10 protein-coding genes are annotated in these 14,126 nt (G+C 64.2%); 4 read left to right on the forward strand and 6 right to left on the reverse strand.

Annotated features, from left to right (window positions below):
• Positions 1–87 precede the first annotated feature (87 nt).
• The gene (locus J2X24_RS17980; RefSeq protein ID WP_209724658.1) at positions 88–765 is read right to left on the reverse strand and encodes an OmpA family protein; all 678 of its coding nucleotides are present in this window, start codon (positions 763–765) and stop codon (positions 88–90) included.
• A 191-nt stretch (positions 766–956) separates the two neighbouring features.
• On the opposite strand from J2X24_RS17980, the gene J2X24_RS17985 reads away from it, so the two are divergent.
• The 4 genes from J2X24_RS17985 to J2X24_RS18000 are packed head-to-tail and all read left to right on the forward strand — an operon-like array spanning position 957 to position 5,831.
• Positions 957–3,143: a type VI secretion system Vgr family protein gene (locus J2X24_RS17985; RefSeq protein WP_209724660.1), complete on the forward strand. Its 2,187-nt coding sequence runs from the start codon at positions 957–959 to the stop codon at positions 3,141–3,143.
• 9 nt (positions 3,144–3,152) lie between these two features.
• A complete protein-coding gene (locus tag J2X24_RS17990; RefSeq protein ID WP_209724662.1) occupies positions 3,153–3,707 on the forward strand; it encodes a DUF6931 family protein in 555 nt (184 codons plus the stop codon).
• Between the two features lie 4 nt (positions 3,708–3,711).
• The gene (gene tagH, locus J2X24_RS17995; RefSeq protein ID WP_209724664.1) at positions 3,712–5,214 is read left to right on the forward strand and encodes a type VI secretion system-associated FHA domain protein TagH; all 1,503 of its coding nucleotides are present in this window, start codon (positions 3,712–3,714) and stop codon (positions 5,212–5,214) included.
• A 23-nt stretch (positions 5,215–5,237) separates the two neighbouring features.
• Positions 5,238–5,831, forward strand: coding sequence for a hypothetical protein (locus J2X24_RS18000; RefSeq protein WP_209724666.1), 594 nt, complete (start codon positions 5,238–5,240; stop codon positions 5,829–5,831).
• A 104-nt stretch (positions 5,832–5,935) separates the two neighbouring features.
• Here the strand turns inward: J2X24_RS18000 and J2X24_RS18005 are convergent, their stop codons facing one another.
• Genes J2X24_RS18005 through icmH form a run of 5 tightly spaced genes read right to left on the reverse strand, consistent with a single transcriptional unit; the run spans position 5,936 to position 14,111 of the window.
• The gene (locus tag J2X24_RS18005; RefSeq protein WP_209724668.1) at positions 5,936–7,972 is read right to left on the reverse strand and encodes a serine/threonine-protein kinase; all 2,037 of its coding nucleotides are present in this window, start codon (positions 7,970–7,972) and stop codon (positions 5,936–5,938) included.
• Positions 7,969–8,739: a PP2C family protein-serine/threonine phosphatase gene (locus tag J2X24_RS18010; RefSeq protein ID WP_209724670.1), complete on the reverse strand. Its 771-nt coding sequence runs from the start codon at positions 8,737–8,739 to the stop codon at positions 7,969–7,971. The genes J2X24_RS18005 and J2X24_RS18010 overlap by 4 nt, the downstream gene beginning before the upstream one ends.
• Positions 8,736–9,242, reverse strand: a complete 507-nt coding sequence (gene tagF / locus J2X24_RS18015) for a type VI secretion system-associated protein TagF (protein ID WP_209724672.1) — start codon at positions 9,240–9,242, stop codon at positions 8,736–8,738. Before tagF ends, J2X24_RS18010 begins: the two co-directional genes overlap by 4 nt.
• Positions 9,243–9,267: 25 nt before the next feature.
• Positions 9,268–12,711 (reverse strand): type VI secretion system membrane subunit TssM, encoded by a 3,444-nt coding sequence (tssM, locus tag J2X24_RS18020; RefSeq protein WP_245344917.1) that lies wholly within the window; start codon positions 12,709–12,711, stop codon positions 9,268–9,270.
• A 14-nt stretch (positions 12,712–12,725) separates the two neighbouring features.
• A complete protein-coding gene (gene icmH / locus J2X24_RS18025) occupies positions 12,726–14,111 on the reverse strand; it encodes a type IVB secretion system protein IcmH/DotU (protein ID WP_209724674.1) in 1,386 nt (461 codons plus the stop codon).
• Positions 14,112–14,126: the final 15 nt, after the last annotated feature.

Raw genomic sequence — 14,126 nt, forward strand, 5'->3', positions numbered from 1 at the left:
CAGCCGCGACGCGGCTCTGTTATGAACCGACGATGCACAGGACCACGCGCCCGCTACACCGCCCTACAACTACGCAATACTGAAAACTTAGCTGGCGCGGACCAGCTCGACACGGCGGTTGGCCGGCGAACGCTTGGACACACCCGAAAGCGGACGGTTCGGACCAAAACCCTCAGCCTTCAGGCGGCTGGACGACACGCCATTGGCCACCAGGTAGTCGACGACCGACTGCGCCCGGCGCTGCGACAGGTCCATATTCTTCGAATAGGCGCCGCTTGCATCGGTATGGCCCTCAATGACGAAGGTCATGGCCGACAGTTGCGGCGACTGCATGGCAGTCACATACTTGGACAATTCCGTCTTGGCACCATCGGTCAGGTCGGCCGAGCCAACAGTGAAGTTGACCTGCATGGTCAGCTGGCTGTTCGAAGCCGCGGCCGGCTGCGCGGCCTTCCTGCTGGCCTTGGCGACCTGGGCCTTGCCGGCGGCAGGCTTTGCGGCCGCGGGCGTCTCGGGACGCTTCTGCAGGCTGAACATCTTTTCCGGACCGGTGTCCTGCTGCTTCTTCTGCAGGCTGAACATCTTCTCGTCGCCGATCGTCTTCTGCTCGCCCTCAGGCGCGGGCGCCGCATCACAGGTGTCGGACATCTTGCAGATAATATCGTCTGTCGTCGTCGCCGACTGCGCAAACGCAGACGTATGCGCAAAGATCAATCCGGCAGCCGTCAGGCCGCATGCTATGGTTAATCTATTCTTAACGCGCATGGTTATCTTCCTGTTTGTTACTTTTTAACAAAATATACTGCGCAACGTACGGCAAATTATCCCATTTACAAAACGGGCGCAACTGCATTACCCTTGCGCCACAATAATAAATGGTTACCTCATGCCGGCCCTAGCCGCCGGGGAGCCAGCGAACGCGTCCGCGTCAGGACTGACCGTTAGGGAGTCGCGTGTTGTTTAACCAGAACCTCCACACCGTCGCCAGCATCGGCCTGTCCATCGGTAAGAATGCTGCCGATCTGGTACGCTTCGAAGCGAACGAAGCCCTGGGCGAGCTGTTCCAGCTTACGGTCGAGGTTCTGTTCAGAGACGCCGCGAACCAAAGCGTCGACCTCGCCAAGTGTCTCGGCGAGGCGGCGACGGTTACCCTCACGCAAGGCAATGGCTCTATCAGGCATTTCCACGGCGTGGTCGTTTCCGTCGCCTTCGTCGAGCGGACGGTCACCGGCGTTCGCGCGCAGCTGATCATGCGCCCGCGCCTCTATCTTTTTGCGCACAATAAGGACACCCGCCTGTTCGAAGAGATGACCGCTCCGGAGATCATCACGTCCGTCCTCGGCGTATGCGGCGTCGCCCACACCAAGAAGCTGTCCGGTACCTACCGCAAGCGCGGCTACACAACCCAATTTGGTGAAAGCCACTTCGCCTTCATCTCCCGGCTGATGGAAGAAGAAGGCATCTACTACTACTTCACCCACAACGAAGCCGCGCATACCCTTGTCCTAAGCGATAGCAAGTCGTCGCACGACAAAGCCAGGCCTGACCTCCTCGTCTACGATCCGGACATGGACGACATCAATATCGCCAATACCCTGGACAAGGGCGACAACTTTGTTCACACCTGGCAGCAGACCCTGTCGGCGTTGGGCCACAAAGAAGTGAACCTGTGGGACAACCTGTTCACCATGCCCGGCAACCACCTCGAACAGACGTCCGCGCTGCTGGCTCATCCCGGCGGTAACAAGGTCCCCATGGTCGCCGAGGTCTACGACTTCGAGGGCACTTACGACCTGCACCAACCGGCCAGCGGCGAAGAGGACGCGGGTGAAGGCAATCGGCATATCCAGTTCGCCAAGGCGCGCGCCAAGCTGCGCAGCGAAATCCTCGAAGCCCGCCGCCGCACCCACGTTGCCATCGCCCTCTCCCCTATGCTGGCCTGCGGCGCGACCTTCAGGCTTGAGGATCAGCCGAAAGGCATGATTGAGGTCGACGAATTCCTGATGACCCGCGTGCGCACCGTCGTCTATGGCGCGGGCTTTGAAAGCGGCAGCGGGAAGTCGGCCGAGAATATCACCGAGATGGAGGTCATTCCGCACGACACGCCGTGGCGCAGCGAGCCCGCAACGCCGCGGCCGATCGCCCACGGCCCCCAGACCGCGATCGTGGTGGGCCCCAAGGACGAGGAAATCTTCACCGACAAGTACGGCCGCGTAAAGGTCCAGTTCCCCTGGGACCGGGTCGGCAAGAACGACCCCCACAGTTCGGCCTGGCTGCGCGTGGCCCAGACCGGCGGGCTTGGCAATATCAACATGCCGCGCGTCGGCCATGAGGTCCTGGTCGGCTTCCTGGACGGCAATCCCGATCGCCCCATCGTCATCGGCCGGCTGTTCAACGCCGAGCAGATGCCGATCTATGCGCTGCCGGATCACAAGACGCGGACGGTCTGGCGCAGCAAGACCTACGGCGTGCCGACCGGCAAGAGCGCCACGGAGGCGCTGGACAAGGAATCGAAGCCGCTGGACGACGTCAAGGATACCGACGGCAACGAACTGCGCTTCGAAGACAAGTACGGCGAGGAAGAAGTATTCCTGCTGGCCCACCGCAACATGAACACGCGCGTGCGCTTCGACGAGACGCACCATGTCGGCCGCAACCAGGAAACCAAGATCTGGTTCGACGCCGTCCGTGACGTCGAACGCGACCAGTCCGTGTCCATTGGCCGCGACTCCGAAGTCAAGATCGGTCAGCACAGCACGATCGAAACCACGGGCAATGAAAAGCGGACCGTTAAGGGCACCAGCGACGTTACCATAACCGGCAGTCATACGGTTCTGATGGAGGCCGAAGCCTCCTACACGACCAAGGGCAAGAATACCGTCAAGGTCGATGGCGACGACAAGCAGGATTACGGCGGCAAGTCCGAAATCGATGTCGGCTCGACCCTGACCATCAAGGCCGGAACCAAAATCGTGCTGTCCGTTGGCGGCAACTCGATCGAGATTTCGCAAACCGGCATCAAGATCAACGGCACCATGGTCAAGATAGACGCGCAGGCAACCGCCGACTTTTCGGGCGCCATGACGACGGTCAAGGCGTCCGGCGTCCTGACCGCCCAGGGTAGCCTGGTGAAAATAAACTAGGGAATGGCCATGTCCGAATGGGCTTTGATACAGTGGTCGCAGGCGCGCCAGATCACGCAGACCATGGGCATAAAGGATGCCCAGGCGCCGGCGGCCGGAATTACTCCCGGACAGCATTTCGCCAGTCTGGTCGCGGCCGACCGCCTGCCCGATGCCGTGCAGTTCCTGGCGCACGCCCTGCCGCGTTACGAAGCCGTGCAATGGGCGGCCAACGCCATGGGACGCTTACGGCCCGCCGCCGACCGCGACCTCGACGAAGCCCGCGCCTTCGATACCGCCCACCAATGGCTGCGCGACCCTGACGAACGTCTGCGCCGGACAGCCGAGTCCCTGGCCGAAGCCATGGAAGAGCCGGTGCCGGAAAAGCTGCTGCTTCAGGCCATCTTCCTGTCGGGCGGCTCGATCGCTCCGGAAGACCTGCCGCCCGTGCATCCGCGCCCTGATACCGCCGCCAAGCTGGCCGGCGCGGCCATATTGCTGGCCGCCTTCGCCACGCCGGAGCCGCAAAACGCGCTGAAGCAGGTTTTGCAGGATGGCGAAAAGCTGGCGACACGCGTATCCTGACAGCATGAGCCTTACCCTGACGATCCTGGGCCGCGACCGGCTTGACAATGGTCTTCCCGCCCACCTGCAACTCAATGAACGCGGCGCCATTATCGGCCGCTCGCCAACGGTAAGCTGGTGCCTTCCCGACCCCAGCAACTTCGTTTCATCGCGTCACTGCGAAATCAGCTATCGCGACGGCGGCTACTGGCTTAGCGACACCAGCACCAACGGCACGGCCGTCAACGGCGCGCCCTTGAGCGGTCCGCACCGTCTGCGCACCGGCGACGTCGTCGCCATCGGCAACTATCAGATCCGCGCCGAAATCGCCGGTGAGGCCGCCCCAAGCGCTTCGGCCTCGGCTCCGCAGTCGAGCAGCGGATGGGCGGGTTGGGACAATGTCGCGCCGTCGCCTACGGCCTCATCGGGCGACGACTGGAACCGCCCGGCGCCCCAGGCCGCCATCAGCGGCACGGGTGCCATGTCGCAGAACTGGACGCCGCCGACCGCCAAGAGCGACGCCGACACCAAAAACGACCTTTGGGGTGCGCCGCCGACCGTCACCCCCTCCCCGACATCGGCGCCCGCGCAACCGGCGTCTGCCTGGGGCCCCGCGCCCGCAGCCGCACAGGCGGCAGCACCCGTTTCCGACCCCTGGGGCAGCGCGCCGCAGCAGCAGCCTGCGCAAGCCGCTTCAGCCTGGTCCAGCGAAGGCCACGGCACGGCGCCGGCCGGCGACGATATCTGGGGCAAGATCGCCGACGGCTATGTCGTCGACTGGGCGCGCGGCGGCTTCGGCCAGCCGGCGACGCCCGCGCCCGCCGCCGATCCGCTGGGGCTCAATCGCACGCCGGACCTGCCGCCAGCGGCACCCTCTTCGCAAGCCTGGGCCAGTTCCGCGCCCGTGCCGCCACCAGCCGCCCAACCGGTAAGCTATGCGGTCTCCGGCAACGCCTTCAGCAACTTTATCGGTACGCTCGGCGTCGATCCCTCAGCCTTGAAATCGAGCGAGGCGCAAACCCTGGAAACCTCTGCGATCCTGCTGCGCCGCCTGATCGCCGGCATGGTGGTCATGCTCGAAGCCCGCGCCCGCGCCAAGGCCCAGATGGGAGCTCAGACGACGGCGCTGTCCTTCGACGGCAACAACCCGATGAAGTTCGCCCGCACACCGGAACAGGCGCTGCTGCAGCTGCTGAACCCGCCGGAACGCGGCTTCATGCCCGCCGACAAGGCGATCGAGGATGCCTTTCTGGACCTGCAGTCGCACCAGATGGCGACGCTTCGGGCCATGCAGGGCGCCCTGAAGGCCACGCTCGACCGCTTCTCGCCCAATGCCATCCGCGAACGCGCCGAGCAAAAGGGTATCATGGCCAAGATCTTCCAGGATTCGCGCGATGCCGCGCTGTGGAAGGCTTATGAACGCGAATTCTCGGGCGTCGTGTCCGGTTCGGACGAGGCCTTCATGGACGTCTTCTCGAAGGAATTCCGCAAGGCTTATGAAGAACTGACCGCGAAGAAGGGGTTTTAGATTCGAAAGAGGGGGAGCAGTAGATGGAAGTGATTATTGCCTGGGCATCGGCCCATCCGATCCTAGCATGGTCGGTCGCGGGTGTAGCTGCACTCGTCGTGTTGCTGGCGTTGGCTTACGGTATATTCGTCCTGTGGGTGATATGGGATAATATCGACCGCAGCGGCACGAAGCTGGTTTCCGAAGGCTTCGCAGTCCTCCACGACAAAAACATTGACGAAGTGGCCTTCATTTGGACCGTGCGCGACTCAGGAAAATTCGCCGCGCGCGATTTGCGTGTCTGGATGAACGTCTCGACAAAACAAAAAGCCGGCCGCACCGCATCGTGGCGTTTAAACCGAACGGTCGCCGCGCTCGCGCCAGGAGAGCTTATCGACTTCGACATTCGCATTTCACGCAGTGAGCTGACAAGACTATCGCGCGATTTTGACAAGGGCACCATTACCCTGTGGTCAAACTACTCGTCATCGTCACCACGAAAGCCTCCCAAGCCCTTCGGTGCATCAGGCCCGAACGCGCACTACACCCTCACGGTGGGCGAGATAGGCGGTGAGGCCTGTGTAACCGTGACCGACTTTACGCCAATCGATCCATACCGGCGCATCTCAAAGGATTAGGCGCCAGACCGGATTGTTCCTCCTCCAGATGCGCAGCATGGGAAGGTGTCATTGCATCAGGAGGGTCAGCTCCGAAGCTATACCTTTCCACAGCAGCGCGCAGTCTAATTCGGCACTTCATCGACCGTGTTCATCCAGATCATTTCGGTATGCCAGCCCTTGGAGGCAGCGATCTGGTTGAACTGTTGCTCCCATTGCGGCGTGCGCTGGGCGGCCGGCGGCAGGATGGTCCCGGCCTCGATCGGGCCGGAACCCCGCACGATCAGAATACCCGCCCAGCCGGTTTCGCTCTGGTCCAGCCCCATCTCGTAACGGCCGCCGCCCAGGTCGGCGATACCATAGCCCTGCCGGAAGCTGGCGTCCTGAAGCTGGCCGAGGCTCTGGATCAGGGCGATGCCGTCGCCGCTGTTCTGCAGGCCGAACATGGCGAAGTCCTGCGTACCTGGATCGACGCGGAAATTGACGATGGTCTTGGCCATAGGCTTGCCATCGGTCGAATCCGGCGGCACCGACATTTCCCATTTCACCTGGGGCGAGCCGAGCGTCGTCGTTTCCGATTTTATGGAATTATATTCGGTCAGCAGCGGGCAGGCATCCTGACGGGTCAACGGCGCCACGCCATTGGTGTCGAGATTGGCCAGGGTCAGGCCCTTGGCCGCGATCGCATCAGAGACCAGCTTTTGCACGGCGGCGGTATCGCGCGCCACGCCCTTGATCGACAGGTTGATCCCGGATACGCCGCCGGAAACCGTATCGATATCGAGCCAGGCACACTGCGCCGACGGCAAGGTGGCGTTGATCGTCTGACGCGCCGTGTCTATGGCCTGGGCGGCGGTCATCTGTGTCTGTGCCGGCGCCTTGTCGCCCTTGCCGCCGAAGATCAGCACCCCGGCAATCGCGATGGCGATGATGCCAGCAACACCGCCACCGATCATCAGTGTCTTGGGATCGAGCCCCGGCTTGGCGGCGGCCGGCGCACCGGCGGGCCTTGACTGCGGAGGCGGAGGCGTCGCGCTGCCCTGCTGGACCGGCTGGGTCTTTGCGCCGGTCATGCCGTCGATCATGGCGATGACCTCGTCCATCGAGCGCAGGCGCTCGACCGGATTGGGCTTCAGCATGGCGGTCAACAGCGGGCGGATCTCTTCCGGCGCGGTTGACAGGTCCGGCCCTTGGCGGCGCTTGTCGACTGCGTCGACCAGGGTCGCGCCCATGTCGACACCGCGCCCTTGCGCCACCGACAGGATGACAAGGCCAAGGCTATAGAGATCGGTCCATGGACCGACTTCACGGTTGAAGTCGCCCAGCTGTTCCGGCGCGACATAGTTGAGCTTGCCGGCGAAGCCGTCGCCGATGATCGTTTTGGACGACGGATCGAGATCCTTGGCGATGCCGAAGTCGATGATCCGAGCCTTCGACAGCTCACCGTCCTCCAGCAGAATGTTGTCGGGCGAGATGTCGCGGTGGATGGCGCCCAGGCTGTGGGCAACTCTCAACCCGTCGGCCAGGCGGCGCGTCAGGGCCAGCAGCTGTTGTGCCGTTGGCCGCAGCGACGGCAACGCGTCCTGAAGGTTCTTGCTGTCGACGAATTCAGTGACGATGTAGAGCACGCCCAGTTGCGGTTCCTGGGCGATGACGCGGTATTGGACCAGAGCCGGATGCGATAGACGGGTGAGCGTCCGCGCCTCCTTCTTGAACATCGCCTGGACGTTCGGATCGGCCGCCAGCGATGGCAGCATGACCTTGATGGCGACGCGCTCATCCGAGTTGACATTGACGCCTTCGAACACCTCGCCCATACCGCCGCGCGCGATGAAGCGGCGGACTTCGAAGATGTGGTTCAACACATCGCCGATCTGGATCTGGCCGGCGTCGGCGCGCGGCGCCACCGGCGGGAAATTGGTCATGCGCGGTTCAGATGCGGGAGGTGGCGGAGCGGCCACGGGCTCGGCTTGAAGCGCCGGTGCGAACTGCGTCTTGGCGCGCGATTTGCGCGGCTTCTTGGGCTCTTCTGCTTCGGCGGGCGGCGTCTGGATCGGCATCGGCGCGAAGACCGTCTTCTGCTCTTCGGGCTGCGCCGGTGTTTCGGGCACCATGTCGAACGGCGATTGCGGCTTGCCGTCCGGTTTGTCCTGTTCACTCATTGCGGGCTCCCCCAGTTTTGCGGCGCCAACTGGAGACGGGTAGCCTCAGATGCACGGATCACTATGACCGTGACATTATCCTTGGCCTCGTAGCTGAGACAAGCGTCAACGAGCGCGCCCGCGGCATTTTCGAAGGGCGTATGCGTCAGAATGTCGGTGATTTCGGTCTCGCTGACCTCGCCATATAACCCGTCGCTGCACAGCAGGAAGACGTCTCCCGCGGTGACGCTGTCGGCTACGGCGTCCAACTCCAGCGCCTCGCCGACGCCGACGGCGCGCGACAGCATGTGGCCCATGGGATGGCCGACGCTCTGCTCGACCGTCAGATAGCCGCGGTCGATCAGTTCCTGGACACGCGTATGGTCGCGGCTCAGCTGATGCAGCACGCCGTCGCGCAGCACATAGGCGCGGCTGTCACCGGCCCAGACAACCGCGAAGCGATTGTCACGCATCACACAGGCCACGACCGTCGTGCCCATGTTTATGCTCTTTTCGCGCGCCTCCGAGAAGATGACGCCATTGGCGCGATGGATGGCCTTGGCGGCCTGATCGACCTGACGGTCGAAATCCATGCCATCGGTGACGGTGCCCAGCGCCTCGACGACGACGGCCGAAGCCCATTCACCGCGCTCATGGCCACCCATGCCGTCGGCGACGGCCCATACGCCCACCTGGTCGCTGCCGAACAGGGCGTCTTCATTGTGCTCGCGCACCTTGCCGGGGTGGGTTTTGGCCGTCCATTCCAGCCTGAGCCGTTCGCCCATCATGACATCTGCCTCGCCGCTTCGATCATTCGCGTCATCACATCCACCGGCCATTCGCCGTCCACGCGGACGATGACTGTCCGCTCACTGTCTTCCAGCCACCAGCCGGAGGACGGCGGCGCGCCTTGCGGCTCAGGCGTCGCCGACAATCGCGCAAAAAGCGCGTCGGCGTCGAGCCCTTCGGCAAAGGCCTGGTAAAGCTGCGCCTCACACGCATCGATCCTGAGGCCAGCGTCCTCGCCCGCCATCACGCCGGCCAGAATCGGAAACTGACGGCCGACGCGATCGATCGACGGCGCCAGAACGCCACACACCGCCTCGCCGCCAATGTTTGTAACGAACCGCCAGACCGGCGCTAAGGCATAGAGGTCGTCGAACCCGTCCACCATGGCCGCCGCGCTCAGTGACGCCGACAGGAAATCGTCCAGCCGCTCAGTGTCCGCGTCGCTCAAACCCCGCGCGATAAAGTCGCCGTGCGCCGGCAGCTTGCCGAACAGGATCGCCATCGGTCTTTTCCTTACAGCGCCAATCTTACAAAGCGGGGGGGCAGCGGAAGGTCCACACCCCGCCACGGCTGAACGGATTGAAGGTCGAGTTGAGCGTGACCTTCAGCGCCGCCGTCCGGCCGCCCTGGCCGAAGGTGGCGGTGAAAGCATTGCTGCCCGCGTTTTGCTTTGCCGAAGCATCCATCACCCGGAACAGCGCCCATGGCCCTTCACCGGTGAAGGTCTGGACCTGTTGGCCGCCCTTCAGCAAGGTGACGCGCGCCTCGGGCAGGCCCTGGACCGACCACATGACGGGTTTCGCTTCGGTGGCGCCGGCCTTGAAGCTGTAGGTGGTGCCGCCGGACGAGAACTCGACCGTGTCGACATCGGGCCCCAGATTGGCCAGCTGCACCTTGAACGAGATGCCGCCGCTCAGCATATCGCGGATCTGTGCCGCGCGGGCCATTTCGGCGGCGCTCGACGGGTTGAAGCCGGCCGCGATCGGGTTGGCCTCCTGCCAGCGCCATACCGGACCGGCCGTATCGAGCAGGCTCATCAAACGCGTGGTAGCGAAGCCGTCGACCGTGCCGCCGGGTCCGAAGACGCGGATGGCGTCAAGCGTCGAGACGTCGATTTTGGAGTTGCCAAAGAACGGGTACTTGTCGGTCGAGGCCATCTGACACTGCGGCAGGACCGACGACGTCCAGGCCTGGGTCACCACGCCTTCGGCCGCTGACACCTGAGCCGCCGCCCCGCCCTTGACGGCGGCGCCCATAAAGCCTTGTAGACTGGGCGGCGCCACCGCCGCAGCGCCTGCCATGGCCGCATTGGCCGTGGCGGTCTGGGCCTGTAGCCCATCGGAACCGGCGGCACCGCCCAGCGACTTGGCCGCCATGACCGCCTGACCGGCGGATTTGACAGCATTCATAAAGTCATCGACCGGCGTGCCCGAATAGGCGCGGACCGGCGCGAAGTGGGTTTGGATCAGCTTACCGGCATCGACATTGCCGGCGTCCGACGGCAGGAGCGCGCCCGCGGTCCCCATCTTGGACTTGAGCGCATCGGCCGCGCCCTGCTTCGCTGTGCTGGTGCCACCCGTAAAGTCGCTGTTCTTGGCGACCTCCAGCAGCAGTTGCTTGAGCGGCGACGGCGTACGCGTAAAGGCGCCGAATGCCGCCGGATTGTTGAAGAGGTCGGCGGGCTTGGGGGTATTCAGCACCTTTTCCCAGGCGTCGATATAGTCCTTGGCGTAATGGGCCGCGACGCCCGGCCGGATCTGGCTGAGCTGCGACTTGACGCTGGAGGTCGCAGCATCAGAGCCCAGGACCCACATGTCCTTTTCGAGATCGCTCTGCAGCGTCAGCAGCGCCGGCTGATAGACCTTCTCGAAGCCTTGACGCGTGAAGACGTGCGGCACGGTCATGGCCAGGACCTCTTCACCATTGGTGAAGGCAGGGGCATCGCCCGTCGACAGGATAGCCGAGGCCGTCCAGTCCGGACCGTCCGAGGCCATGGCCTTCTGGCGGAAGATGGCGTAGGCGCGGTCGGCCAGCGACAGGGCCTGCACCGAGGCGCGCGCCCGGGCAATCAGCTCGGAATCGAGCGGCGCGGTGCGGTTGGGCCACGCCGCCTGCACATCCTTGTCGGACAGCAGGGCCTGAAGGTGCCCCGACAGACGCTTGCGCAGGTCCTCGCGGTCGGCGCCGGGATAGACTTCGTTTGCCCAGTCATTCTCGACCCACGACTGGATCGGCTTGGCGTCGATGGCGCCGGGTTTTTGGCCGCCTAGCATTAGATAGGCCTTGAGCGGCTCATAGATGGCGAGCGGGTCGTTGATATTGGTGCCGATGTAGGTCTCAAGGCGCAGCAACAGGCGCGGCAGCAGTATGCGGCGCAGGCCTTCGCGGTATTCCAGCTCGGCGCGCTGGCTGTGGCTGCCCTGATAGAGGCCAAAGCCCATGAAGAGCGGCGCCCCGCCCTTTTGTCGCGCCTCATAGCCGCGCGGCAGGGCGCGAAGAGCATCGAGCACGGCGGCGGCCTGTTCGAGATCGGCGTCGTTCGGCCCGACCTCGACCATGTCGATACCGAGATCGCGCTCCATCTGAGCCACGGCGGTCGATTGGGTGTTCAGATTGTTTTGCAGGCCGCGATTCTGAATGAAGCTGACCGTCCACAGGATAAGCAGGATCAGCGACACCGCGCCGATGGCGGCAAAGGCCATCATCAGCCGGGTACGGATGCGCGCCCGCGCGGCGGGCTCCATCTGGACCAGCCCGGCTTCCGGGAAGATGACTTCGCCGAGCAGGCGGTTGAGGAAGTAGGCCCGGCCCTGACCCACCGTTTGCGGTTGATCGCTGGCGCCGCCGACACCGGCCAGCAGGCGGTCAATGGGCGCACCGTGCTGGACGCCGCTGGTCAGATAGAAGCCGCGCAGGGTGCCGACCGGCTCATCACCGGCAACAAAGGCGCCTTCGAGGAAGCGGACGACGCGGGCGCGGATGGCAGAGACCTGCGCCGGGAAGCCGAGGATCAGGGCGCGGCGTCTCGTGTCGGGCTCGTCGGCCAGGCGCTTGGCCTGGCGGTCGGCGATCGACTGCGCCACCGCGTCAAAGGCCTGCGCCATGTCGGTGACGGTCGGATTGCCCGAACCGAAGTTGAAGGTCTGGCCGAAGACGGCGCGGCGGCCTTCGACGTCGAGATCGTCGAAATATTCGCCGAAGCCGGCCAAGAGGTCGGCCTTGGTCAGCAGCACATAGACGGGCACCGACAGTTCCAGCGTGCGGCGGATTTCCGACAGACGGCGGCGCACGGTCGTAGCGTGATGATCGATCTGCGCCTGGTCGGCGCGGGCGATCTCATCGAGCGGCAGGGCGACCAGTATGCCGTTGACTGGCTGGAGCGGGCGGTTCTTCTTCAGCAATTCCAGGAAGGCCGTCCAAGCGTTGGCGTCTTTTGCCCCATGCGAATCCTGGCTGGTATAGCGCCCGGCCGTGTCGATCAGCACGGCTTCGTCGGCGAACCAGAAATCGAGATTGCGCGTGCCACCGACGCCCGCCAGGGCCTGTTCGGCGAACGGAAAACGCAGCCCGGAATTGAGCAGGGCCGTCGTCTTGCCGGCGCCCGGCGGGCCGATAATGACGTACCACGGCCGCGAGTAGAGATAGTCCTGCTTGTTGTTGGCGGCGGTCTTGAAGCTGGCCAGCGCTTCGGTCATGCGCTTGGCCAGTTCCGCGCCTTCCTGGCTGCCGGTATTTTGGGCCGCCAGTTCCTTGGCAATGGCTTCGGCGGCAGCACGTGCCTTCCGTATACGGAGGAAGGCAAAGACACCCCAGACGGCGGCGACGCCGACGAAGAACAGCAGACGCACCCACCAGGGGCGCATGAAGCCCACGAAAATCGGCAGGGCGACACACAGCAGAAGCGCGACCAGAACCGTCAGGGTAATGGTCACCGTCCACCAGTTGAGGAGCGCGCGTTTGATCTTATCCATTGGTCGCCCCTGATTTAGTCGTTGCGCTGCAGGACGATCTCAACCCGGCGGTTGAGCGCCTTGCCGTCCGCTGTAGCGTTGGACGCCACCGGCCGCGTGTCGCCGAAGCCATGCGCGGTCACGCGCGATCCATCCGACAGCTTGCCTGCGATGATGTTTTCGACCGTCGCGGCGCGCGCCGACGACAGGGCCATATTGTCCGGGAAGCTGAGCGACGAAATGCGGTCTGAATCCGAATGACCTTCGATGGTCACCGGGCCCTTTTCCTTGTCGATCGCCTCGCCGATGCGGACAAATAGCTGGCGTTGCTGGCCGCTGGCCAGTTGGTCCGAGCCCGACTGGAAGAGCTGGCCGATCGTGGTGCGCACGCGCACCGTATTGGCGTCCTGATCGACCGTCACCAGGCCCTGGGCAATTTCCGGCGCCAGGAACTGTTCCAGGCGCTGTTTCTGGCCGCCCGCCGGCGCCGGAGGCGGCGCCACGACCTCGCGCGACAGGCGCAACGGCTCTTCGGGCATAGTGGACTTCAGCGCCTGCCACGACGGCTGGCCCGTCTGCAGCAGGATAAGACGCAGGATGATGAAGATGAGCATCAGCGCGCCGGCAGCGACCGCGGCCGCCAGGGCGATATGGCTCCAGAAGCCGACCTTGACCGGCGGAGCGTCCTCGCCCTTCCACTGCGGCACCAGTTCGCGCTGGGACTGCGAACGCGGATGTTCCAGCGCGGCATAGAGGCGGTTCATGACCTCCTGAAGCCCACGCCGACCGTCCGGCAAGATGCGGAACCGGCCTTCGAAACCCGCCGCCAGACAGGCGTGGAACAGCTCGATCAGGTCGGTGTTGTCCTGAGGGCGGTTCAGCATGTCGTCGACCAGTTGCCAGAAGCGGTCACCGCCGATGTTTTCCTGGAAGAAGGTCACGACCATCGAGCGGCGCGCCCATTCGGCGGTGTCATTGCCCTGGCCCGGCAGGTTCTGCGCGATGTCATCGACCGTGCTGCACAGGGCATAGCGCGCGCGCTGATAGGTCTCGTTGGGCACGGTGCCTGCGATATTGCGGTCGAAGCGCGCAATCGCCGCCGTTACCGCCTTATGAAACTGCGGCAGCGGCGTGCGTGCCCGGCCGGAGCGTAAGCTGGCGGTCAGGGCTAGCACCGGCCCGGCTTCGGCCATCAAGCGGTTGCGGACAGCGGGCGGGACCGGCGGCTGGGTGATGTCGTCGGCATCCAGCACCGGCACGGGCTGCGCCATAGATTGATTTTGCGGCACCTGCGCGAATGGCGAGGCCATGCCTTGCTGTGCGGCCGGCGGCGGGGTCGCGGGCTTGTTCTGGTTCAGCCCCTGCAAGGGGCTTGGGCGGAAAACCGTCCGGTTGCCGCCGTTTCCATCCTTGTCGTTCACATTCCGCTCCCCGTC

The sequence above is a fragment of the Asticcacaulis solisilvae genome (genome assembly GCF_017875235.1).
In the GTDB taxonomy this organism is placed as follows: Bacteria; Pseudomonadota; Alphaproteobacteria; order Caulobacterales; family Caulobacteraceae; genus Asticcacaulis; species Asticcacaulis solisilvae_A.

Excerpts from the sequence above, each read along its gene's own strand:
- J2X24_RS17980 (WP_209724658.1), bottom strand. The coding sequence starts at position 765 with ATGCGCGTTAAGAATAGATTAACCATAGCATGCGGCCTGACGGCTGCC.
- J2X24_RS17990 (WP_209724662.1), top strand. The coding sequence starts at position 3,153 with ATGTCCGAATGGGCTTTGATACAGTGGTCGCAGGCGCGCCAGATCACG.
- tagH (WP_209724664.1), top strand. The coding sequence starts at position 3,712 with ATGAGCCTTACCCTGACGATCCTGGGCCGCGACCGGCTTGACAATGGT.
- J2X24_RS18000 (WP_209724666.1), top strand. The coding sequence starts at position 5,238 with ATGGAAGTGATTATTGCCTGGGCATCGGCCCATCCGATCCTAGCATGG.
- J2X24_RS18005 (WP_209724668.1), bottom strand. The coding sequence starts at position 7,972 with ATGAGTGAACAGGACAAACCGGACGGCAAGCCGCAATCGCCGTTCGAC.
- J2X24_RS18010 (WP_209724670.1), bottom strand. The coding sequence starts at position 8,739 with ATGATGGGCGAACGGCTCAGGCTGGAATGGACGGCCAAAACCCACCCC.
- tagF (WP_209724672.1), bottom strand. The coding sequence starts at position 9,242 with ATGGCGATCCTGTTCGGCAAGCTGCCGGCGCACGGCGACTTTATCGCG.
- tssM (WP_245344917.1), bottom strand. The coding sequence starts at position 12,711 with ATGGATAAGATCAAACGCGCGCTCCTCAACTGGTGGACGGTGACCATT.